Below are 22,446 nucleotides of genomic sequence, written 5' to 3'. Positions count from 1 at the left end.
TAAATAAATCTTATTAATAAATGATTAGAGCGGGGAGTTTTCCTGCTCTTTTTGTTTTATATTTTGATAAAGGAAGGAGTCATAACATGAGTTTCCCATGGAAACTTATGTATAATGGATTTAATAAAAAAACTAAATCGAAAGCAGGGAAGAAAATGGACTTTGTAAAGCTTGGCAATACAGGTATGGACGTTTCAAGATTATGTGTGGGATGTATGAGTTTTGGAGTTCCTGAGCGAGGAAATCACAGTTGGGTTCTTGATGAAGAGCAAAGCCGTCCAATTATAAAAAAAGCACTTGATTTTGGAATTAACTTTTTCGATACGGCCAATGTTTATTCAGATGGAACAAGTGAAGAAATCGTAGGGCGTGCATTGAAGGACTATGCCAACAGGGATGAAATCGTCCTTGCAACAAAAGTCCATGGCCGTATGCATAAAGGGCCAAATGGGGGCGGGCTTTCACGAAAAGCGATCCTGAGCGAAATTGATAATAGCCTAAAAAGACTTGGAACTGATTATGTCGATCTCTACCAGATACACCGCTGGGACTACAATACTCCAATTGAGGAAACATTGGAAGCTTTACATGATGTGGTAAAGGCAGGAAAGGCAAGATACATAGGGGCTTCTTCCATGTACGCCTGGCAGTTCTTAAAGGCCCAGCATGTGGCCGAAAAAAATGGCTGGACCAAGTTTGTTTCCATGCAAAACCATTTAAACCTGCTATATCGTGAAGAAGAAAGGGAAATGCTTCCGCTATGCAGGGAAGAAAAAATCGGCGTGATTCCTTGGAGTCCTCTTGCCCGAGGAAAGCTGACACGCGAATGGGATGAGACAACAGCTCGTTCGGAAACAGATGAATTTGGAAAAACACTTTATGCTGCTACTGTTGAAGCAGATCAGCAAGTGGTCGAACGTGTTGCAGAACTGGCAGAAAATCGTGGTCTTCCAAGAGCACAAGTTGCGTTGGCATGGGTTCTCCAAAAAGAGCCGGTGACAGCCCCCATCATTGGTGCAACCAAAATGAAGCATTTAGAGGACGCAGTTGATGCACTTTATGTGAAACTGACTCCTGAAGAAGTTTCCTATCTGGAAGAGCCATATGTACCGCATCCAGTCTTGGGATTCAGTTAATATTTTAAACAGATGCAATTTGCTGCAACTCTTTTTTTATGGAGACCACCCCTTAAATGATGTAGAAGCAGCCCAAAATGCGGGAATAAAAGGGATCTGGAAAAGAGATAACAATTGGGAGAATGTAAAGAAGATTTTATATTGATGATTTAGCAGAAGTTCCAGGTATCATTAAGAAGCTAAATGGACCTTTGTAATTGTTATTTATTTACTATTTGCGTAAACTAGATTATTGTAAGTTTAAAGGTGAACAATTTGTTAGTATATAACTATACAGACATATAAGGATAGTGGGCATAATGAATTCTGTTTCAAAGGTATCAAAGTATATTAAAGCAAATGCAAAATTAATCGCGACTGATGTGATCGAATATAATATCAGTAAGCTTCCCTATGAAGTACCTGAATTCATAAAAACGAACTTAATTAATTTCCAAACTGAATTTATTCAATTTTTAGCAGAGGTAATCAACCTCGAGAATGATCAAGAAGTGGCTCAAAGGTTTAACGAATGGTATAAAACCCATGAACTAAAGTCAACGACTTCCTCTAAAGTTTCTGACATTGTTGCGCCATACGCGGAAGTACGTTTATTTTTTAATAAACGCCTTACATCCATTAGCAGTAGTCATAATTTACCAATTGAAGAGGCGGCAATGATTCAAAATCGATTAAATTATATGCTCGATATTGGTTTGACTAAAGCGATTATAGATAACGAAACCCTAACAGAGATTGAGGATAAAAAGAAGCGTAAGGAGATCATGGAGTTATCTTCGCCCATAGTTCCAATTCAGGATGGAACAGCTATTTTACCGCTGATAGGTACGATTGATTATGAAAGGGCTCAGCATCTATTTAACCATACAGTACCGAAGATAAGTAAACATAGGATAGAATCTCTTATTATCGATTTTTCAGGTATTGTCAATATCGATTCCGAGGTGGCAAATCATATATTCAATCTTTACCGCGTTCTTCGGCTAATTGGAATTCAAGTTATCTTTACCGGAATAAGACCTGATTTAGCATCCAATACTGTAGGTATTGGAATAAACTTTGCAGGTGTAGAATCCTTTTCAAATGTTGAACAAGCACTGGAGCATATTGGTAAGCAATAAGGTTGTCCAAGGTTAAAAGGGGCAGCCTTTTTACTTTTTTCAAAAGGTTTTCAGTTAAATTAATCGAATAAAAAGAGAGTAATGAAATTCACCAACATTTCATGAGTATGGAGAGGATAAAATGAAACTAAAAGTGGAAGTAGAATCAGTCATTTCAAAACCTGTTGATGTAGTTCTAGAAGCAATTTTATCTCCTGAGAAGATGTCTAATTACTTTATATCAAGCGGCAGCGGACGACTTGAAGTAGGAAAAACGGTCCTATGGAGCTGGGATGATGCAGGCGCGGAATTATCTATTCAGGTAACAACTATTGAGAAAAACTTCATTTCTTTTTTATGGACAGCTAGCGGGGCAGAAACGAAGGTAGATATTAAACTTGAAGAATTAGATACGGGAAAAACTTCTGTTAACGTATTTGAAGAGGGCTGGGAATGTACTGAGGAGGGACTTAAATGCTTTAGCCAGCAAACCCAAGGCTGGGTTGACATGCTTAATTGCATGAAGGCTTATCTTGAGTTTGACATTAATTTGCGAAAAGGGATTAAGGCTGTTATTATGCCTGATCTTTCAAAAAGACCTTTTGGTTTGACTGTAGAGCGTGTGATGGAAGCAGCGCCTGAAATTCTATATAAAGCCTGGACGCAGCAGTTTGATCAATGGTTCGCAGCTCCCGGTACTGTATTAATGAAGGGAGAAGTTAATTCAGCATTCTTCTTTGAAACCCAATTTAAATTCGAGAATCAAAGTGAGATGCAGCGTCATCCGCATTATGGAAGATTCTTAAGGCTGGAGCCAAACCGATTGGTAGAATTAACTTGGGTTACTGGTGCTGAGGGAACCAGGGGAGCAGAGACAGTAGTAACAGTTGAACTCGAACCAATTGGCAATGGGACAAACTTACGGCTAAGCCACGCAGGTTTTCCGGATGAGGCATCACGGGACCAGCATAAAGAAGCATGGCCATTTGTAATAAAACAGTTGGATGAAACCTATTTAGGCAGCACTAAATGATTCTTGTTCAACATTCCAAAGGAATCTATTTGTAAATTTTTAATGTGCTTTTATTTTATCATTACATTCATTTTTCCTTGCATTATTTAATATTCATTAATGCTAAAGGAGTGTTGGTATGAATGATGCATTTATCGCGCTAATAAGTGTTGCTGTTGGTACAGTTTCTACCGGTGTTGTTTCTTACTTTCTTCAATCCTCCCAATTTAATAGACAAAAAGAATTCGAGATTGAAAAGCAAAAAACACAGCATAAAAAACAATTGGAAATCCAGGAAGCACAGTATAAACATCAATTAGATATTCAAGAAAAACAGAATCAAAGACAATTAGAAATATTAAAGGATCAATTCAAAAGGGAACAGATTGCTAAAAAATTGGAAGCCTACAATGAAATTCTTAAAGTAAATAACGATGTACAAGTCATAGAGTGGAATCCACAAACAGGAGAAAGCACATTTCATTCAGAGCCATATAACCATCTAATTAGACCTTTACTCTATAAGAATTTCCATCTACTTGAAGAAGAAATTGCCAAAGCCGTCCAAGAAATCGATAACACTTTTTTGAAGTGGAAAGTATTAGGAGAAGGCGATGATTTTGATAATGAAGAATTATGTAAGAGATACCTTGCAATAATTACTTCCATAGAGATGGAACTTAATGATTATCGTAAAACCTTTCAACTTTAATTTTGCTTCCTGACAAACAGGGAGTTTTTTATTGAAGATTATCTTACCTGGAATTTTTCTGTGGGGTTTATAAAGAAATGTTAGTATGTTAATAGATTCTTTTAACATGAAATCTAATCAAGATAAAAGTTAATTTGATGTTAGCTAGACCGGTACAATTTCAAATCTTTTAAAACATGGGGCAAAGTGATGTTAAGCGTTCCAAATTTAAACGCTTCTCCACTGACGGATTAATGAAGATAGAAATTTAAAATTAGTTGAAAAAGATCTAAGAAGGTAATATTAGAATAAAAAACTCCTAATCGGAGGGATGGATATGTTTGTCGCAGGACAAAAGGACATGCAGCAAATGGATCAGTATACAATCGAAAAATTAGGACTGCCTGGCATCGTGTTAATGGAAAATGCCGGTGCAAAAGTAGCTGAAGAGGTAAACGCTGCTGCCAAGGGAATAAATTCCAAAATTGTTGTTCTTGCCTGAAGCGGAAATAACGGGGGAGATGGTTTTGTCATTGCCCGCAGGCTTTTTGATATAGGATACAATCCGCTTCTTTATTTAGTCACTGACCCAAAGAGGATTAATGGAGATGCCAAAATCCATTATGATGCCTACTTCCAAAGAGGTCTGCCGATTTTATATTTTTCAGAGATAGAAGAACTCCGCGTTGAAATAGAAAAGGCAGACATTATTGTAGATGCCATCCTCGGAACTGGAGTTAGCGGGCCAGTTCGCGAGCCTGTCAGTAAGGCAATTTCTTTGGTAAACGAAATAGCTATGGATAAACTGGTGATTTCAGTCGATATTCCCTCTGGTGTCAGCAGTGATACAGGCAAAGTAGAAGGTGCTGCCATTAAAGCAGATAAAACGATTACCTTCGTATTCCCGAAAAATGGCTTCTTTTTAAATGATGGTCCAAGCTATATAGGGGAGTGGAAGGCGGTGGATATTTCGGTGCCGCCTTCGATAATAAAAGATTTGAAACTTGAATTACCGAAATTAATGACTGAAACGCTCGCAAAAGAATTTCTACCCGTTCGGCCGGCGTATGGACATAAAGGAACCTTTGGACATGTCCTTGTTTTGGGCGGCTCACGCAGTTTCGTGGGCGCACCGATTTTCACAGCAAAAGCTGCCTTAAATGCTGGAGCAGGGCTTGTCACACTTGGAGTTCCTGAAAGTATTTATCCATTAGCTGCCATCCAAAGTCCCGAATCATTATTTTTACCTCTGTATGAAGAGGAAGGCCACTTTGCTCTAAATGCAATAGATCAAATCAAGCAATCACTTAATAAAATAAAAGCAATCGCTGTGGGACCAGGTATGAGCAGATTTACTGGCGGAGAAGAGTGGATGAGATCTTTGTTCTCATCTCTTAATGGGCAGCCAATTGTTGTTGATGCAGATGGACTGTATTTAATAAAAAACAGCCTTGATATAGTAAGACAATACCAGGGTAATGTTATATTCACTCCTCATCCTGGTGAAATGGCGGTTTTATTAAATTTATCTGTAAATGACGTGGAAAAAAACCGTATAGAAATAGCCAATAATTTCGCAAAAGAAAACAATATATATTTACTGTTAAAAGGACATCGCGCCATTATTGCATCACCTGATGGAGATATATACATTAACCCTCTGGGTCATGATGCACTTGGAAAAGGAGGAAGCGGGGACGTACTCACGGGTATAGTCAGTGCTTTTCTAGCTCAAGGTGCCTCACCAATTCAAGCCCTTGTTTCGGCCAGCTACCTGCATGCAAAGACTGGAGAAGAAAAGGCAAAAACTTTATCTCATTATGGAGTTAATCCACCTGATCTTATTGATGGTATCAGGGAAGAATTGAAAAGGCTTACTTAAAAGAGCAGAAATTCTCTGCTTTTATTTAGCTAATCAGAATTTATATCCCTAAATTCTGAACGCATAAGTAAAACTACGGCATCCGCCAAAGGAACTTGGCGAATGCCAAGTTTTTCTAATGTATCTATTTCATAAGGCATTATTTATTGATTGAATGATTGTTTTCACTTTCATAGATGTATAATTTTAAGGGTTTGTTTTTTTGTTATGCTTTTGAAATTCGAATAAATCAAGTCTAGTATTGGGATCAAAAGGGAATAAAATAATTGTATTTTTTAACCGGGAGCGTCAAATATGGAAAACGGCATGTTAGAAAAGTGTACAGATATAGTAAGAAATTCAAAGAATATTGTGGTTTTAACCGGAGCAGGAATCAGTACGGAATCAGGAATTAAAGATTTTCGCTCGAGTACAGGGATTTACTCAATGGCTCCTGAATATATCCTGTCTATTGATTATTTTTTTAAGAACCCAAAAGAATTTTATCAGTTTGCGGTAGAGAATCTCTATCACCCCAGCGCAGAACCCAATAGTGGGCATGAGGTACTTGCGAAATGGGAAAAGGAAGGGAAGGTTTCGTATATTATTACTCAAAACATTGATGCCCTACATCAAAAAGCAGGAAGCAAAAAGGTAATTGAGTTTCACGGAACTATGAAAACGGCTACTTGTTTGAATTGCGGGACAAAATATTCAACAGAAGAAATGGCAAATAGGCTGAAAAACATGAAGGAGTTTTATATGTGTGACCATTGCCAGACAAAGAATAAGAGGGATCGCTATATTAAACCCGATGTAGTTCTTTTCGGTGATGCAGGAAAGTGGTTTACTATGGAGGGATTTAATACGGTAATGCAGCTAATCCATGAAGCAGATTGTATTCTGGTTCTTGGGACAAGCCTGAAGGTAACACCTTTTTCTACCTTCCCTCTGTACAGAAGGGAAGGCGTACCACTCATTATTATTAATAAAAGCGATACACCCTATGACCTTGACTCTAGTACATTCGTTATACACGAATCAATTGGAGAAACACTTCGCAATTTAAATACGAATTTAAATAATTAAAAGAGAAAAGGCAAATAATTAAGAGAGAAAAGGCCTTTTATTAATATGGTCCTTTATCTATTCAAGATTTTCTTTATATACAGCGATTAAGATCTTAGCCATTTCATCTCCGACATTTTTTACAAAGTGGGGTACACTAGCGCTCCAACTGAAGGTGTCGCCTGCCTCGAGAATGAAGGATTCTTCACCCTGTTCAGCCAGTACTTTTCCCTGCAATACCAGATGGCATTCTTCCCCTTCATGTGCATTAAGTTCACCAGTGGATGTGCCTGGAGGAAATTCAACAAGCCTAATACTTAATCCGCTTCGGGAAGCAAGATGCTGAACCGTCAAATCGGTGCATTCCACTGTGGTAATTTGCCTTTCGTTCTTTCTAATCACACTCATATGCTGATCCTTCGCAAGCAAAAGATAGGGAAGTGGCACATTTAAAAATTGGGCAATGGTTTGCAGCGTATTAATAGATGGAGAAGTGTTATTGTTTTCCACATTACTTATAAAACCCTTTGATAATCCCGTTCCTTCACACATTTGGGCAATGGTAATTTTTTTTCGATTTCTAATAGTACGGATTTTGGAACCGATATCCATTTTATCACCTCGAGGTTTCCTAAAAGTAAACTTAATTACATATTAACAAAAAAATAATTGACTTTCCATAACTATAGTTGATATTATATAGAAAACAAAGATTCATATTAGTAAACAAAACCTATTAAAGGTTTTTTAATATGAAACATTTGTATGTAGGTTAAATTTTTAAAAGGGGCTGATTTAATGAAAGCACCAATGATATATGAACTTTCACATCCTGAAAAAATAATTCCAGGAAAAAAATATCCGGCATTGTTTGTGATGCATGGAATTGGAAGTAATGAAAAAAATATGATTTCTTTGGTCAATGGACTGGAAGAATCTTTTTATATTTTTAGTGTAAGAGGCCACCTTAGCCAGCCGCCAGGCTTCGCTTACTTTACGATTGAAGGCTATGGAAAGCCGCATAGAGACGTTTTTGATGAAGCAATTTTAAAGTTAAAAAGCTTTATAGATTACGCCTGTGAAGAGTATCCACTCGATCAGAGCCAAATATACCTAATGGGCTTTAGTCAGGGAGCCATTGTTTCAATGACCCTAGGATTAACTTTAGGAGATAAGATAAAGGGGATAATAGCACTAAGCGGATATATTCCAGCATTTGTTAAAGAGGAGTATCCAATTCATACTGGACATAATTTAGAGGCATTTATATCTCATGGTGAATTTGATCAGGTACTGCCATTTGATTGGGGAAAGGAGAATGCTGAGTTTTTTAAAAAGCTCGGGATTCCTGTTACTTTCAAAGCTTATCCGGAACCACACACTGTTTCCGAAGAAAATTATTGCGATTTTCATAAATGGTTAAAAAATAATCTAAATAATTAAAAGTTAATTAAGGAGTGAAGAAAAATGATGCCATCTTTATTTATTGCACATGGTGCACCCATGCTTGCAATTGAAAATAACGAATACACACAATTTTTAAATCAATTAGGAAAAACATTGCCTCGTCCTAAAGCGATTGTTTTGTTTTCAGCCCATTGGGAATCTCCTGTGCAGAAGGTCAGCAAGGTAGATGAGTATAGTACTATTTACGACTTTGGCGGGTTTGATCCGGCTTTAAATTCCATAAAATATCCTGCTAAAGGAAATGAGCACATAACAGAAGAAATTATTAATTTATTTACTGAAAATAACATTCCATACGATATAGATACGAATAGAGGGCTTGATCATGGTGCATGGGTGGTATTACGCTTGCTATATCCCAATGCAGATATTCCTGTTATAAGCATGTCAGTTAATCCGAGCCTTACACCAGCAGAACAATATCAAATTGGAAAATCATTATCAGACCTCCGAGCAAACGATGTTTTAATTATTGCCAGCGGAGGAACTGTCCATAATTTAAGAATTTTAAATTGGGCTGATAATGGGCAGGTTGACCCCTGGGCAGAGGAATTTGAAAATTGGTTATCAAGCAGTTTAGGTGAATGGGATACTGAAGCATTATTTGATTACGATACACTTGCACCTTTTGCTGAATACGCGGTACCTCAATATGGCAGAGAGCATTTTATTCCGATTTTCTATGCTATGGGTGCAGCAGATGATTCTCAAAAAGCGACTTTGCTTCATCGAAGCTACCGCTATGGGAACTTAAGCCACAGTGTTTGGCTTTTTGGATGAAAAACAGAAAACGGAGTAAAGTGATGAATTTAAACGAGATAGCAGATGAACTTTATCAGCATCAAAAAAACGGTGAGGAATTAGAAAAACTAACAGAACGATATACCGGTCTCACACCCGAAAATTCTTATGAGATTCAAAAAATAAATATACAAAAGGATCTCCTGGCCGGCGACCACTTAACAGCATGGAAAATGGGCCTGACCAGTTTAGCCAAGCAGCAGTCTGTAGGAATTAGTGAACCTATATATGGAAGGCTGCTAAAATCAATGGAGATAAACAGTCCCTTATTGAACTTAAAAGGCTTGATTCATCCACGGGTGGAGCCGGAATTTGCTTTTTTCATTAATCAGCATCTTGAAGGTGCTGATATAACAGAAGAAAAGGTTTGGAAGGCTACAATAGGGATTGCTCCTGCTTTAGAGGTTATTGACAGCCGTTACAGGGATTTTTCCTTCAATCTGGTCGATGTTGTCGCTGATAATGCTTCAAGTTCAAGATTTATACTCTCGAAAAACATTTATTCTCCCACCGAGTTCCAATTAGATCAGCTTGAGGTAAGTATGGAGTTAAACGGAAAAACCGTTCAGATTGGAAGAGGTTCAGCGGTTTTAGGAAATCCCGTACGTTCGGTCGTTAAGCTCGTCCAAATGCTGCATTCTGTCGGAGAGTCAGTGGAACCTGGAATGATTGTGCTGACCGGAGGAATTACAGAAGCAGTACCGGTATCGATTGGAGATAATTTAATAGCAAATTTTGAAAAGCTGGGCAGAATGAAACTCAGTGTAAAATCATGAGGAGCGAATAATTATGCCGATTATCCAGGTTCAAATGCTTAAAGGAAGATCACCCGAGTTAAAAAAACAACTCATTTCAGAAATAACCGATACTATTTCAAGAACGCTGGGCAGCCCACCTGAGGCTGTAAGAGTAATATTAACCGAGGTACCTGAAGAAAATTGGGGTGTTGGCGGTGTTCCAATTAATGAAAAAAATTAGGAAAACCAATTGTCTGTTATCTCGAATTAAGAATAATTAAAACTGAGGCATTTATCATAGGAGGAACATATGTTGTTAAATAAACAGGAAATAGGAGCTCTAATATTACGATTAACATTGGGTGCATTATTTTTTATACATGGCTTTGCAAAATTTCAAGGAGGGATAGAAAATATCGTTGGCTGGTTTAGCAGCATGGGAATTCCAGGATTCATGGCTTATGTTATAGCTGTCATTGAAATCCTTGGAGGTTTCGCTTTAATTCTTGGTCTTGGAACCCGTATAATTTCTTCTGTATTTGTTTTACTGATGATTGGGGCTATACTAAAGGTAAAGCTTGCTGTCGGTTTATTAGGCAATGGAAAAATGGCAGGGTACGAGCTGGATTTAGCATTTATAGCCATTGCTCTTTATCTTGGTATTAATGGAAGTACTTTCTATTCTATTGACCGGATGCTATTTAATTCAACAAAGGAAACTAAAGCTGTTTAAAAAGGGGAACAAGGGGGATTTATGATGAGCCAGGCGGAATTAAGCTCAAAGGTTCTTAGCGTTTTAGAAGATAAAATCAAATTAATTAAAAAGGAAGAAGGAGGTATCTATATAGTTGGTCCTATCCGCCTTCCGGTTAATTTATATGGTGAGACGGTTGTGTTTCAATGGTATTGCTGGCTGAATTGTGATGAAGTTACAGAAGATTTCGATCAAGTAATAGATAGATTATCCTCTTCCAATCTGGCAGAATTTCAGCAATCCAGTGTTCTTGTATACGGGGATTTTGAATATGCGGAAGATGCAATGATCCGAATGCATTCCATTTGCCACACCGGTGATATTTTCGGAAGCAAACGCTGTGATTGTGGATTTCAATTAAAACAGTCCATGAAAATGATTGTCGAGCATGGTAATGGTGCTCTATTTTACTTAGCAAACCATGAAGGCCGGGGAATTGGATTATTCAGCAAAGCTATGGCATATATTCTTCAGGAAAACGGTTATGATACCGTTGAGGCTAATGAAGGCCTTGGTTTTGTGGATGATTCAAGAAACTATAGTGATGCAATTGATGTATTAAAATCTTTGCGCAGCAAACCAGTAACCCTAATTACAAACAATCCGAAAAAGATGAATGCCTTGAAAACTGCAGGTTTGCCTGTTAGCGGAAGGGTTCCACTATGGGGAGATATATCAGAGTTTAACGAAAAATATCTTCAGACAAAGATAAACAAATCCGGCCATTTAAAAACTGAAGGGACTTGTCCAAATGACTAACCATGAGTTTTATATGGATTTAGCATTGCAAAATGCCAAAGCAATGAAAGGCCAGACGGATCCTAATCCGCTGGTCGGCTCTGTTATAGTAAATGATAACCGGGTCGTTGGCATTGGTGCCCATTTAAAGGCTGGCGAGCCTCATGCAGAGATCCATGCACTAAGAATGGCGGGGGACAAAGCAAAAGGAGGAACTATCTATGTAACACTTGAGCCATGTTCCCATCATGGAAGAACAGGGCCTTGTGCTGTTGCTATTGTCGAAGCAGGATTAAAAAGAGTAGTGATTGCAACACTCGATCCCAATCCAGTAGTTTCGGGGAATGGTGTTAAAATCCTTGAAGAAGCAGGGATTGAAGTCATTGTTGGTGTGCGTGACGAAGAGTCAAGGAAAATGAACGAGGTATTCAATAAGTTTATTGTTGAAAAAAAACCCTTTGTCACTCTTAAATCTGGTATAAGTCTCGACGGAAAAATTGCTACTCATACGAATGAAAGCAAATGGATAACTTCTGAAGCAGCCCGATTGGATGTCCACCATTTAAGAAATGAGAATATGGCCATTCTCGTTGGTGTTAATACTGTTATAGCAGATAACCCATCTTTGACTACTCGTATTCCCCATGGACGCAATCCTTTAAGGATCGTATTGGACACAACTTTAAAAATCCCATTGGACTCCAAGGTTATTACCGATAAAGAAGCTGACACCTGGATCTTTACTGGCAGTGAGTATGATAGGGAGAAGAAAAAAATCTTAGCATCTCTTGGAATAAAAGTAATCCAAACTTCCGGGTCAGGGATAATCAATCCTAATGAAGTGGTACAGATATTAGGTGAAAATCTTGTTTCCTCCTTACTGATAGAAGGCGGTGGCACTGTCAATGCCTCTTTCCTGGAAAGCAAGGTTATTGATAAGATTGTCCTCTATTTTGCGCCTAAATTAATTGGGGGAAAACTTGCACCTACTTTTCTTGAAGGAATGGGAATTGAAAAAATGCGGGACGCTGTAGAGCTGACTGACACTGATTTTGTTAAAATCGGGAAAGACTTTAAATTTACTGGTTACCCTGGTTACCCTGTTTACCCCAAAGAGGAGATTTAAAATGAAATTCGGTTTTGATATTGATGACACGTTAATTAACCTGCGGGAGCATGCGTTTCACCTATACAACAAAAAGCTGAATCGCAATGTTCCAATTCAGGCTTTTCAGGAGTTAAAGAAGGTATTTATCCATGAACCCTTTGGCTTAACGAACGAACAAGGAAAAGAAATGTGGAATAATTCATTGAATGAAATTTATTATACGAATTGTCCTCCTTATCCATTGGCAGTTGAAACACTTCAGAATCTTAGCAATCAAGGCCATGAAATATTCTATATCACCGCCAGACCAAAGGAACATGGAGAACAGACAAGGGAATGGATGAAAAAGAATGGTTTCCCGGTACAGGATGAACGGTTTTTCTATGGAATGGAAGACAACGAAAAGGCCGCAATCATACAAACACTACAACTAGATTATTATTTTGATGATAAGCCAGAAATTCTGGAAACCATTCTGAACGAATCAACCCAGGTATTTTTAAAGGATCAATCATATAATCGCCATAAGGATTTACCGCGAATCACTGAGTGGAAAGAACTCATTAAAATCATTGAAAACGAGCCAAAATAACGCTTGTTTTTAATGATTGTTTTTTTATGTACATTTTAAGAATGATTTTTTTTGGCAAAACTAAGAGAAGAACTCTGAATGAAGAAAAGGGGAATTTCCTTTGTTAAGCCATTTGCCTTACTCAAACAAATTAATCTACCATATTCAAACCAAACTCCAATGTGAAATTCCTGATGATTTAATAAATGATATTAATTATGCCATATATGATTTTGGAATGAATTGCAGCAAAATTTCGGAGAGCGAAAAGATGTACTGGAGGGAAAAGGCTTTACGTAATAACTAAAAGGTGTCAATAAAAGAAGGGACCATTAATGATTTATATTTTTTCAGCAACCGTTCTTGCCTTTTTTATTATTGCATCTTTAATCGCCAAAAAGAACACTACAAGAAATTCTTCTTAAAGTATTGTTTACATTATTTGCAGGTAGCATTTTGGACGTTTACCTGGATTTGAGATATATGAATTCTACTGTATTATTTCCAAATGGAAGTTAGCGATTGGAAAGCCTTTTTGGACAATCCTCTGTGATGATAATCATCTTTAATTACTTCCCTATGTTCAGCTCTAAGCTTAAGAAAATGATATACATAATAACTATGTCTATTGGTCTCACTCTACTGGAGTTGTTTGCTGTTATCGTAAAGGTATTGCATTACGGGAGCAGGAAAATACAATATTCTTCCGTTATTTATGTCGGGGCATTGTATCTTCTTTATTTAATACTGAAGTTCACATCAGCAGAACGAAGTAAAGAAAGAAAATAATCACCCTATAACTTTTCCTTTTCATAACATATAGAAAAAATACTTCTGGAGCTGATGGAGTGGAAAGAGAATACAATCAGGAAAATATTATATTAGAGCTCGAGAAGGAAGTAGCCTTAGGCTTGTGGATTCAAGTTATTGGCCAATTAATTGAAGTAAAAGGATTAACAGGTCTCTTACAGGTTCAGCAGGATGGGGACACTCGTGGCGAAGAGCAAATTTTGACAGGTGCCTGGATACGGACGATTGGGCAAATCCTAGAGGCCGTATCTGTTTCAAGCCAAATTAAAGAAACGGATAAAATCAAACGAATCCAGGAACAAAAGATTGCCATTGCCGGTGATGCGCTTGTTTCATTCGGTTCTGGCCTAGAAGTTATTGGCGGGCTGAAGGTGCTTGACGAGGAAATCAGCAAGCCTCCAAGTATTGTCCCATAAAGTTTATTAATTTTCAGCCGGCAAAAAGCGCATTGGTTTGAACCAATGCGCTTTTTATTACACTTTTTCATATACCTTTTCGCCCTTAATCCATGTTTGGAGTATCTATACTTGATTCCATCATCTAGTATTTTTTTGCAAAACGAGATTTTTAGTTAAAAAAGGGGTCAGATGATTTTTAAACTAAAATTGGCTTGACTCTTACTAATGTGTATTTTATAGTTAAATTAAATACGAAACCAAATGGTTTCGTTTTTCAAGTGCAAAGGAGTGCTTTTTTGTGGAAGAATTATTAAAAAAACTGAGGTACAAAGAAGGACGAGCCCTTGTGCTAAATGCTCCGGAAGGGTATAGCCTGGACATTGAAGAGGACACACAGCCTGAAGGTACATATGATTTTGTTCAGCTATTTGTCCTAAATAGTGAAGACGTGAAAAAGTTATTTGCTGCAACGATTCCCTTTTTAAAAGAGGATGCGCTTTTCTGGGTAACCTACCCTAAGAAAAGTTCAAAAATTAAAACGGATATTAATAGGGACGTTTTATGGAAGCTGGCCGAAGAAGAAACGCCATATCGCCCAGTAAGCAACGTGGCGGTAGACGAGACATGGTCAGCCCTTCGTTTTCGTCACTCTGATAAAGTAAAAACCAAAAAATAATAAAGGTGGATTTTAAATTGGAAAATAACGCTCAGCTATTAGATATCGTTCGCAAGGTTAGATTTAATGCCCCAATACAAAAGGTTTGGAATGCAGTAGCAACCTCAGAAGGACTTGAAGCCTGGTTTATGCCAAATGATATGCAGCCAGTAGAAGGCCATGAATTTCACTTAAATGCCGGCCAATTCGGTATGTCTCCCTGCAAGGTGACAAAGGTAGACCCGCCTAATACTCTTTCTTTCCGATGGGGAAAAGACTGGACGCTTTCTTTTGAATTATTAGAGGTAGAAGAAGGAACGGAATTTACGTTGATCCATTCCGGCTGGGATGTCAACAAGGTTACCGAATTTGGTGCTCCACATACTGCGGTTCGGGGGAATATGGAAAACGGCTGGGCAGCGATGGTCGAGAACAAGCTGCGTGCGTATGTTGAGGCTTAATGTCTGCTGAAAGAGCAAAACATGACGTATTCCATGCCATAGCTGATCCTACCCGCCGTCAATTATTAAAACTGCTCAGCAAGGAAGAGATGCCTGTTACCGCGATTAGTGCAAACTTTCCCATAAGCCGCACCGCGGTTTCCAAGCATCTTCGGGTCTTAGCAGAGGCTGATCTTGTCCGGGAGCGGAAATCAGGAAGGGAAACCAGATATAGCTTAAATCCGGAGCCTCTCCGTGAACTGCAGGACTGGGTCCAATATTTTGAATTGTTTTGGGACAATAAACTTAATAAACTCAGACACCTGCTTGAAAGTGAACAGCAGGGTGAATAGAAGGAGTGGAGAAATCCTCTCTTTTTTTCTTAGTTTAATTGCCTGTGCGGGAGGGAAATAATTTAGTACAAAAGATTGGCCCACCGGTCAAACAGGAGGAAAAGATATGTATATATATAAAGTCGCGGAAAATTTACAAGAGGCGAGAAACACGGTAAATGGACTCAAAAACGAGGGCTATTTACTCGATGATATATACATCTTTGCCTATGATGAAAAACAATCTGAGGAAGTAATTGAAGAAACTGATACAAATGATGACACCATTGAAGAGGATGGATTGATTGATATTATGGCTTACTTTTTCTCTAGCCGAATAGAAGAGGTACATGATAAGATGCTTTCACTCGGGCTTTCACATGAGGATGTGACGGTTTGTGAAAAAGAAGTGGAAAATGGAAAGTTTGTTATAGTCGCTATTCAGGCAGATTAAGTGCCTTCCCCAGAGAGGGAAAGGTACTTTTTTAATATTCACTAATATTTCAAACACCCTCCATAAGGAAAAGCCAAATTTAAAGGATAATGAGGAAACGGCTGGAGGGGAAAAGAGTTAAAGATTAGATAGATGTGCATCAATTCTTTGAAGCATTACATGCCACGCTTAGGCATATCATTTCCTGCCTAGGCATAACCGTCCTGGTTGGGCAGTCGTTAGAAAAGTCGGAGATTCTCTCGCAGAACCAGGGCATACCTTCTTGGAAGCTAGGAATTCTTTTAGTAACTCATCGTTTTGGGAAAACTAGGAATCACTTATAAATTTTTTTAATAGAAAGGCACCATCTTACTAAATAAAGGAGGCTGTCCTCAAAAGTGAACAGCCTTTTTATACATTTATCAAGTTAAAACATATGCTAACGCAATACTTCCGTAAAATGCCACTGCTGATAAAATTGTTAATCCCCATAGACCGCCTGCAGACATACAATCATTCCTTTCATTTCTTCTTACCATTATTATACCCTGTATAACATAAATCCTCCAAAACCGAAAGAACCTTACCCGAAAAGAGACATTCCTGTTTTATAACCAGCTTGAATGGATTCCATAAATAGATAGGCAAGCAATATTAAAGCCACAATCCGCGCCGTTTTTGGATAAAGGATAAAAAATGATTTGATTTGTTCCACTTGACCACTCTCCATTTTTTAATCAATAGCTGTGTTAAAGAACATTGTTGATTTTTATCTATGTTGATTGTAGCAGAAGGACTCGAGACTCCAGCGGGAAAGCGAGTGTCTTGAACGAAAATCAACAAGCAAGCTTAACAGAGCTTAATTTATATAATTCTATCATATACCATAATATCCCTTTTAACTCATTCTCAAATTTATGGCTATGTTAAAGCTCATTGTTGATTTGGCACAATGGTAATTGGAACGAGAGGTGCGAGACTCCGGCTGGAAAAGCGGGTCAGGTAGACCCCGAAGCGCCAGCCGAAAGCGAGGGCATAAATCGGGAAATCAACAGGCAAATTTAACAGAGCCAAATTTATAAAAGAAAATAAATAACTAGTGAAAAAAACAAAATAATGTATTAATATAATATTATATGATTTTTTATACATTCATATATTAGGGAGATGGAAAATATAATGAAACAGTATATTATTGATCAGATCGAATTATATAAAGAAGATTTTTATAGAATAAGCAAGTACATTGGGGAAAATCCGGAGCTTGGCCATGAAGAGTTTCTTGCATGCACGGTTTTAACAGAGGAATTGAAAAAACACGATTTTGCTTTAGAAGTAGGAACATGCGGACTAGCAACTGCCTTTACAGCAACCTTTGACAGCGGCAAGCCAGGTCCTGTAATTGGATTTATGTCGGAATATGACGCGCTTCCTGACGTAGGCCATGCTTGTGGACATAATCTTATCGGAACAATGGGAATCGCTGCTGGGATTGCTTTAAGTAAGGTAATCCAGGAAACTGGCGGAAAAGTAATGGTTTTTGGTACACCTGCTGAAGAAACAAGAGGCGGAAAAGTAACGATGGCAGAAGCTGGTATCTTCGATGCTTTGGATGTGGCAATGATGGTTCATCCAAGTGACAATTATATAAAAAGCGGTGCTTCATTGGCGATGGATGCCATTCAATTCGAGTTTTTCGGAAAATCAGCCCATGCAGCTGCAAGCCCGCATGCCGGAATTAATGCCCTTGATGCAGTTATCCAGACATTTAACAGCATTAATGCTCTCCGTCAGCACATTAAGCCAGATGCAAGAATACACGGGATTATTCCTGAAGGCGGAAAAGCAGCTAATGTTGTACCTGATTACGCAGTTGCCCAATTCTATGTTCGTGCAGCAAAAAGGGATTATGTGAACGAGCTGGTTGAAAAGGTGAAGAAATGCGCTGAAGGTGCAGCACTTCAGACAGGATCCACTATGAAATGGTCTTTCTATGAATTTTCCTATGATGATATGATCACAAACAATGAGTTATCAGAGGCATTTAACAAGGAATTGGTTTCATTGGGTATTAACGAGGAGCAAATCGTGGTTGAACGCGATGGCTCAGGTTCTCTTGATATGGGAAATGTTAGTCAGGTAGTTCCAGCCATTCACCCCTATATTAAGATTGTTGATGTGCCAACCGTTGCCCATACTCATGAATTCCGAGAAGCAGCGATGAGCGAGCAGGGCAGAGAAGGCATGATTCTTGGAGCGAAAGCCATGGCCCTTACTGCATACGAAATTTTAACAAACCCAGAACTTCTTGCAAAAATAAAAGAAGAGTTCGCCAGCCAAAAAGTATTTGCATAAAAAAACTGCCTGGACCCTTATTGAGGATCCAGGCTATTTTTTATTGGCTAATAATAATAACTGGCGGTTTATGTAAAAACTCTACAAGATTGGCAACATCCTTTTGTGTTTCTTTTCCTTCTTTAGAGCTCATAGATTCTTGAAAGACATCTAAACTTTCAAATTCTAATTCGGCCATTAAATATAAATTTTTCTCCGTATTTTGTGCCTGTAACACTTTTTGATAGGACAAATTTTTTAAGTTGGGGATCTTTTGAGCAAGAGGAATGTGAACCTCAAAATAATGCTTTTCAAAACCTTCCTGGTTTTTTGGCTGTTCATAAATAACATGCATTTTCACTATAAATTTCACTCCTTTAATAGCGGTATTCTTAATATTTATGGAAGACTTATTAAATTTATGACAAGCTTTTTTCTTGAAGTTATAAAATTACTTCATTTAGTTACTCCGAACCTTTCCTTGAAAACAGGACTTAATTCACTCCAAACATCAAACATATTGCCATCAGAATCAAAGAAGACAAAGTTCCTTCCAGCATGGCCTCTGTCTTCAATCTCTCCAGTTTTGATTTCTTTTTCTTTAAACTCTTTATGCAGGGCTTCCAAAGCACTTAACCCATTTACCTCAAAAGTGACCGAAAAACGTTTCACACCTTTATTATCATAAAAATTTGTACTTTGATCCTCAGCAGCTTCAACTAGGAAAAAGCTTTGATTTGCCAAATTGATAATTGCTTTATCTGCGTCTTTATAGTTCAATTCTGCACCTAAGTTATTTACATACCATTCGGCAGATAGTGCAACATTAGTGACCGGAATATAGGTTGTACCAATCCTCACTAATTTTCCCTTCATTAAGACACATCCTTTCTCAGATTAATAAGTTATTCTCCGCAAAGGTAAAAAATCCTATTTGAATCCTCAAAAAAAAGATTACTCGGCCAGAGCAATCCTATACCAGCTTAATATGGGAGAATAAAAGGTCTCTGCCATCTGCAGGGTCAAATACTTCAAAGAATTGGTAAGAAGGCTTCTCGGCCGTAAGGTTCTCGAGCTCCTGTTCAAGCTTCGGAAACAAAACTTGATTCGCATTTTCTGCATCGTTTTTTGTATCCCAATAGTTTAGCGCCCTGTACTCGCAAAGTGTATCTTCAAAAAAATATACGTTTCCTCTGAACCCAGCTAATGTCCTGCTTATCTGATCAAATTCTTTGGTTAATCTTTCTGCGAAAACCCTCTGCCCAAATCCCAACTTATACTTCACCAAGCGTGCATAATACATTTTCATCCCTCACCTTAATTGATTTATATATAATTTTATGATTTTCCTAAAAAAATATGAAATGTCCCAACAGGTGTTTACCCGTCAATCTTTCAAGGCATCATGAAAAATAACCTGTAAGCTGGTTAAGATATGTTTTAACATAGGGAACTCCCTTCCTGGTCCTCGCGTGCCCCTGGATTATCTAGAATAACCATAATTGGAGCTTCTGAATTTCCCTCACCCCAAATCATTCAAGAGCCTTGTTTATATAAACCGCACTCCTTACAGTCTTTTACATTTTCAGGAACCGGCTCCTCAGGCCATATATTTGAGCAAAAATCGGTCATTTATAGTCACTCCCTATTTTATATATTTTAAAAAGAAGGTCAGTGCGGGCTTATGATAAAGAAAAGACTAGAGAAATTTGCATAGGCCATCTAAAAGAGCAGCTTGAATCAAAGAAACCCTCACTCATATTATGTTTAGGAAATGTTGCACTCCAATCATTTTTAGAAAATACCCTTGCAGAAGTGAAAAATATGAGAGGCTGATGGACAGAGGTCCGTAACATTCCCTTAACCGCTGGGTTCCATCCGCTGGCGGTTAGGCGCCGGCCTAATTTATGGCCTTTCTTCCTGGATGATTGGCAGCTTGCTGGCAAACAGGTATAAAGAGTCATAATCTCAATAACCCGCCATAGGATGAATAGTGATGGATGGGAGGCGGGGAAATGGCAAAAGCGAAAAAGATATTTGTTGGAAATTATAAAGGCGGGGTAGGAAAAACAACGAGTATTTACCAGATAGCGTGCCATATGGTTTTACAGGAAAAAAAAGTACTTTTGGTTGATCTTGACCCTCAATGTTCTTTAAGCGAAATTTGTCTCTCACGAATTGATTGGGATTTATACCGGCTTAATCCAGGAGAGTGTCTGAACTATATTTTCGATGCCTGGATTCAGAAAAAAATGCATTTAAATCTCGAGTTTCCAGTTGATAAGGAATTGCTTGTCAAACAGACGGGAGAAGGCATTGATTTTATCCCATCTAATATTTTTTACGAAGGTGGGGGGCTTGATGAACTATCCATCCTGCTGAAGGATGATTTTGACGACCTCTTCGTTCTCCAGCAATTCTTTCAAAAGACTGGTTTAGACCAAGATTATGATTTTGTTTTATTTGATTGCCCTCCCAGCAATAACCTCATCACCCAGGGTGCTTTCCTGCTATCTGACTATTATTTGATTCCTTCTATTATTCAAACCGTCAGTATCCGCGGAGTTGCCCATTATATTACAACGGTCGATAAAATCTACCTGAACATTTGCCAGGAGCACCGCCATTCATCATTAGCCCGTCTATTGTTTGGTGAGAGGCCGCAGCTTCTTGGCATTTTTGAAACCCTAAAAAAAGGCACGGTGAAAAACCAACAGGTGCTTCTGGATCTAAAAGAATATTTAGACGCAGCTGAAGTGCAATGCAAACTGCCTGAAGGCACATACTTTTTTCATACAGTTATTCATAATTACGAGGAAATAGCAAGAGCAACAGCTGCCGGAAACAGGCGGGAGGAATACGCTTCATTAGCTGCTGAAATATTAAATTGTCTGGAAGGCCAGGGATGAATATGAACGAACTCACCTACAAAAAAGTATCCAGTTATCTGGAACATCTTCAGCTTATTTATAAAGCTGCCTCCATACAAAAGTTTAAAAAAGAGCTAAAAGAACTCGATCAAATAATTGAGGTTTTGAAACCCCTGAAAGATACTTTCCTTATGCAGGAACCATCATCAAAGAATTTAATGAAAAAAAATAAAGCAGCTTTTCCAGATATAGCTGAACTGTTTTTACGAAAGGAGTTCCCTATTAATGGAACGAAGTTGGATTTTTCCCTTTTCAACAGCAAAGAGAAAGCCGCCGAGTGGTTTGAAAGTGAACCGAAGACGAAGCTTTTAAAAAATACTACATTGCTTGATTTAAAGCTTTTGTACTGCCTTCTTACTGGACAAATCATTGAGCTTAAAGGAAAAAAAGAAGAAGCCTACGAAGCGATTAAAACCCATACACGGGCGAAGAGAACGGGGGAAGCGTTTGCTAAAATGAAGTAAAGCGTAGAAATAAAAAGAAATTCTAAGAAAAGAAGACTTTTTCGGAGGTTATTGTTAGATAATTCAAAATACTAAAGGCTTATCCTTATTTATCAATGTTGAAGCATTTCACAGATCCTTTATAATAAAGGTGTAAGATGAAATTCTGAATAGGAGGGGTTTAGTATGAAACTCTGTATTGTTTGCGGACAGGAAATTGCCGATTTGCAGAGAGACAGCCCTTGCTGCCCATCGTGTGAAAACGCGATTCATAAAGGCGCATCAAGCGGCGACCTGGTCTATGATGAATGGGAAGATTACGAAATGGCCTCCGGTGAATATTGATCTTTTTGAAAAAGTTGTTTGAAATTAAGGAGGGCGTTAACATGACTGCAAAAACCGTTCGGAAGAGCAGAAAGATTAAACGTTTCCTTCAAATTGAACTGAAAAAGGCAGGCCAGCAAATAAATGCACCGCCAGCAACAGTTCATTTCATTGCAACCTTGACAGCAAAACAAATTAAATGATGACACACGGCACAGTCCGTGTGTTTTTTTGTCGGTTAGGAAATTATAGATTTTCACCTTGTGGAAAACTCCGAACTAGGTTATTGTAATCCAGCTCCAG

The 22,446-nt window shown here is 38.2% G+C and carries 30 protein-coding genes and 1 pseudogene; 26 read left to right on the top strand and 5 right to left on the bottom strand.

What is annotated here, in order from left to right; genetic code table 11:
- The first annotated feature begins 155 nt into the window (after window positions 1-155).
- From G8761_RS20020 to G8761_RS19990, 8 genes and pseudogenes are all read left to right on the top strand, one after another.
- A complete protein-coding gene (locus G8761_RS20020) occupies window positions 156-1,136 on the top strand; it encodes an aldo/keto reductase (RefSeq protein ID WP_166029812.1) in 981 nt (326 codons plus the stop codon).
- Between the two features lie 299 nt (window positions 1,137-1,435).
- Window positions 1,436-2,257 carry an STAS domain-containing protein gene (locus G8761_RS20015; protein ID WP_166029746.1) on the top strand — a complete coding sequence of 274 codons (822 nt, stop codon included), beginning with the start codon at window positions 1,436-1,438 and terminating at the stop codon, window positions 2,255-2,257.
- Between the two features lie 121 nt (window positions 2,258-2,378).
- A complete protein-coding gene (locus G8761_RS27920; protein WP_166029745.1) occupies window positions 2,379-3,269 on the top strand; it encodes an SRPBCC domain-containing protein in 891 nt (296 codons plus the stop codon).
- A gap of 118 nt (window positions 3,270-3,387) precedes the next feature.
- Entirely contained in the window at window positions 3,388-3,960 is a 573-nt protein-coding gene (locus G8761_RS20005) for an EMC3/TMCO1 family protein (protein WP_166029744.1), read from the top strand.
- A gap of 316 nt (window positions 3,961-4,276) precedes the next feature.
- Window positions 4,277-4,441: a hypothetical protein gene (locus G8761_RS20000; RefSeq protein WP_166029743.1), complete on the top strand. Its 165-nt coding sequence runs from the start codon at window positions 4,277-4,279 to the stop codon at window positions 4,439-4,441.
- Between the two features lie 12 nt (window positions 4,442-4,453).
- Window positions 4,454-4,906, top strand: a pseudogene (locus tag G8761_RS27375) (NAD(P)H-hydrate epimerase); the annotation flags it as partial.
- Window positions 4,907-4,960: 54 nt separating this feature from the next.
- Complete coding sequence (locus G8761_RS19995) at window positions 4,961-5,821, top strand: NAD(P)H-hydrate dehydratase (protein ID WP_243450103.1); 861 nt, start codon at window positions 4,961-4,963, stop codon at window positions 5,819-5,821.
- A gap of 294 nt (window positions 5,822-6,115) precedes the next feature.
- Window positions 6,116-6,889: an NAD-dependent protein deacylase gene (locus tag G8761_RS19990; protein ID WP_166029741.1), complete on the top strand. Its 774-nt coding sequence runs from the start codon at window positions 6,116-6,118 to the stop codon at window positions 6,887-6,889.
- Between the two features lie 57 nt (window positions 6,890-6,946).
- Here the strand turns inward: G8761_RS19990 and G8761_RS19985 are convergent, their stop codons facing one another.
- Window positions 6,947-7,480, bottom strand: coding sequence for a helix-turn-helix domain-containing protein (locus G8761_RS19985; RefSeq protein WP_166029740.1), 534 nt, complete (start codon window positions 7,478-7,480; stop codon window positions 6,947-6,949).
- A 186-nt stretch (window positions 7,481-7,666) separates the two neighbouring features.
- Here G8761_RS19985 and G8761_RS19980 point away from each other — a divergent pair, with 186 nt between their 5' ends.
- The 13 genes from G8761_RS19980 to G8761_RS19920 all read left to right on the top strand — a co-directional run bounded on the left by G8761_RS19980 (window position 7,667) and on the right by G8761_RS19920 (window position 16,133).
- Window positions 7,667-8,311 (top strand): alpha/beta hydrolase, encoded by a 645-nt coding sequence (locus tag G8761_RS19980; protein WP_166029739.1) that lies wholly within the window; start codon window positions 7,667-7,669, stop codon window positions 8,309-8,311.
- A 24-nt stretch (window positions 8,312-8,335) separates the two neighbouring features.
- The gene (locus G8761_RS19975; protein WP_166029738.1) at window positions 8,336-9,115 is read left to right on the top strand and encodes a DODA-type extradiol aromatic ring-opening family dioxygenase; all 780 of its coding nucleotides are present in this window, start codon (window positions 8,336-8,338) and stop codon (window positions 9,113-9,115) included.
- A 23-nt stretch (window positions 9,116-9,138) separates the two neighbouring features.
- Complete coding sequence (locus G8761_RS19970; RefSeq protein ID WP_166029737.1) at window positions 9,139-9,912, top strand: 2-keto-4-pentenoate hydratase; 774 nt, start codon at window positions 9,139-9,141, stop codon at window positions 9,910-9,912.
- A gap of 13 nt (window positions 9,913-9,925) precedes the next feature.
- A complete protein-coding gene (locus G8761_RS19965) occupies window positions 9,926-10,114 on the top strand; it encodes a 2-hydroxymuconate tautomerase (protein ID WP_166029736.1) in 189 nt (62 codons plus the stop codon).
- Between the two features lie 72 nt (window positions 10,115-10,186).
- Complete coding sequence (locus G8761_RS19960; RefSeq protein WP_207789286.1) at window positions 10,187-10,606, top strand: DoxX family protein; 420 nt, start codon at window positions 10,187-10,189, stop codon at window positions 10,604-10,606.
- A gap of 24 nt (window positions 10,607-10,630) precedes the next feature.
- A complete protein-coding gene (locus G8761_RS19955; RefSeq protein WP_166029734.1) occupies window positions 10,631-11,386 on the top strand; it encodes a GTP cyclohydrolase II in 756 nt (251 codons plus the stop codon).
- Window positions 11,379-12,491 (top strand): bifunctional diaminohydroxyphosphoribosylaminopyrimidine deaminase/5-amino-6-(5-phosphoribosylamino)uracil reductase RibD, encoded by a 1,113-nt coding sequence (gene ribD, locus G8761_RS19950; protein ID WP_166029733.1) that lies wholly within the window; start codon window positions 11,379-11,381, stop codon window positions 12,489-12,491. The genes G8761_RS19955 and ribD overlap by 8 nt, the downstream gene beginning before the upstream one ends.
- Window position 12,492: 1 nt before the next feature.
- Window positions 12,493-13,065 carry a 5' nucleotidase, NT5C type gene (locus tag G8761_RS19945; protein ID WP_166029732.1) on the top strand — a complete coding sequence of 191 codons (573 nt, stop codon included), beginning with the start codon at window positions 12,493-12,495 and terminating at the stop codon, window positions 13,063-13,065.
- Window positions 13,066-13,892: 827 nt separating this feature from the next.
- Window positions 13,893-14,270 (top strand): hypothetical protein, encoded by a 378-nt coding sequence (locus tag G8761_RS19940; protein WP_166029731.1) that lies wholly within the window; start codon window positions 13,893-13,895, stop codon window positions 14,268-14,270.
- Between the two features lie 280 nt (window positions 14,271-14,550).
- On the top strand, window positions 14,551-14,928 hold the full coding sequence (locus G8761_RS19935; protein ID WP_166029730.1) for a hypothetical protein: 378 nt from the start codon (window positions 14,551-14,553) through the stop codon (window positions 14,926-14,928).
- A 17-nt stretch (window positions 14,929-14,945) separates the two neighbouring features.
- A complete protein-coding gene (locus G8761_RS19930) occupies window positions 14,946-15,368 on the top strand; it encodes an SRPBCC family protein (RefSeq protein ID WP_166029729.1) in 423 nt (140 codons plus the stop codon).
- Window positions 15,368-15,700, top strand: coding sequence for an ArsR/SmtB family transcription factor (locus G8761_RS19925; RefSeq protein ID WP_166029728.1), 333 nt, complete (start codon window positions 15,368-15,370; stop codon window positions 15,698-15,700). The genes G8761_RS19930 and G8761_RS19925 overlap by 1 nt, the downstream gene beginning before the upstream one ends.
- A 106-nt stretch (window positions 15,701-15,806) precedes the next feature.
- Window positions 15,807-16,133: a YflT domain-containing protein gene (locus G8761_RS19920; RefSeq protein WP_166029727.1), complete on the top strand. Its 327-nt coding sequence runs from the start codon at window positions 15,807-15,809 to the stop codon at window positions 16,131-16,133.
- Between the two features lie 562 nt (window positions 16,134-16,695).
- On the opposite strand, the gene G8761_RS27695 is transcribed toward G8761_RS19920, so the two are convergent.
- On the bottom strand, window positions 16,696-16,827 hold the full coding sequence (locus tag G8761_RS27695; protein ID WP_275940726.1) for a hypothetical protein: 132 nt from the start codon (window positions 16,825-16,827) through the stop codon (window positions 16,696-16,698).
- Between the two features lie 464 nt (window positions 16,828-17,291).
- Here G8761_RS27695 and G8761_RS19915 point away from each other — a divergent pair, with 464 nt between their 5' ends.
- Window positions 17,292-18,467 carry a M20 family metallopeptidase gene (locus G8761_RS19915; RefSeq protein ID WP_166029726.1) on the top strand — a complete coding sequence of 392 codons (1,176 nt, stop codon included), beginning with the start codon at window positions 17,292-17,294 and terminating at the stop codon, window positions 18,465-18,467.
- A gap of 40 nt (window positions 18,468-18,507) precedes the next feature.
- On the opposite strand, the gene G8761_RS19910 is transcribed toward G8761_RS19915, so the two are convergent.
- The 3 genes from G8761_RS19910 to G8761_RS19900 form a co-directional block, all read right to left on the bottom strand.
- Window positions 18,508-18,801 (bottom strand): EthD family reductase, encoded by a 294-nt coding sequence (locus G8761_RS19910; RefSeq protein WP_243450102.1) that lies wholly within the window; start codon window positions 18,799-18,801, stop codon window positions 18,508-18,510.
- Between the two features lie 101 nt (window positions 18,802-18,902).
- Window positions 18,903-19,322: a VOC family protein gene (locus G8761_RS19905; protein ID WP_166029724.1), complete on the bottom strand. Its 420-nt coding sequence runs from the start codon at window positions 19,320-19,322 to the stop codon at window positions 18,903-18,905.
- A gap of 97 nt (window positions 19,323-19,419) precedes the next feature.
- Window positions 19,420-19,749: a hypothetical protein gene (locus tag G8761_RS19900; RefSeq protein WP_166029723.1), complete on the bottom strand. Its 330-nt coding sequence runs from the start codon at window positions 19,747-19,749 to the stop codon at window positions 19,420-19,422.
- Between the two features lie 712 nt (window positions 19,750-20,461).
- Here G8761_RS19900 and G8761_RS19895 point away from each other — a divergent pair.
- The 4 genes from G8761_RS19895 to G8761_RS19880 all read left to right on the top strand — a co-directional run bounded on the left by G8761_RS19895 (window position 20,462) and on the right by G8761_RS19880 (window position 22,346).
- Complete coding sequence (locus G8761_RS19895; RefSeq protein WP_166029722.1) at window positions 20,462-21,355, top strand: ParA family protein; 894 nt, start codon at window positions 20,462-20,464, stop codon at window positions 21,353-21,355.
- The gene (locus G8761_RS19890; protein WP_166029721.1) at window positions 21,352-21,840 is read left to right on the top strand and encodes a hypothetical protein; all 489 of its coding nucleotides are present in this window, start codon (window positions 21,352-21,354) and stop codon (window positions 21,838-21,840) included. Before G8761_RS19895 ends, G8761_RS19890 begins: the two co-directional genes overlap by 4 nt.
- Before the next feature lie 165 nt (window positions 21,841-22,005).
- Entirely contained in the window at window positions 22,006-22,164 is a 159-nt protein-coding gene (locus tag G8761_RS19885) for a hypothetical protein (protein ID WP_166029720.1), read from the top strand.
- A 41-nt stretch (window positions 22,165-22,205) separates the two neighbouring features.
- Window positions 22,206-22,346 carry a hypothetical protein gene (locus G8761_RS19880; RefSeq protein ID WP_166029719.1) on the top strand — a complete coding sequence of 47 codons (141 nt, stop codon included), beginning with the start codon at window positions 22,206-22,208 and terminating at the stop codon, window positions 22,344-22,346.
- The last annotated feature ends 100 nt before the right edge of the window (window positions 22,347-22,446 follow it).

This window comes from Neobacillus terrae (assembly GCF_011393025.1).
Taxonomy (GTDB): Bacteria; Bacillota; Bacilli; order Bacillales; family Cytobacillaceae; genus Neobacillus_A; species Neobacillus_A terrae.
Note: the sequence above shows the minus strand (reverse complement) of the source record. Positions and strands in the feature narration are given on the sequence as shown.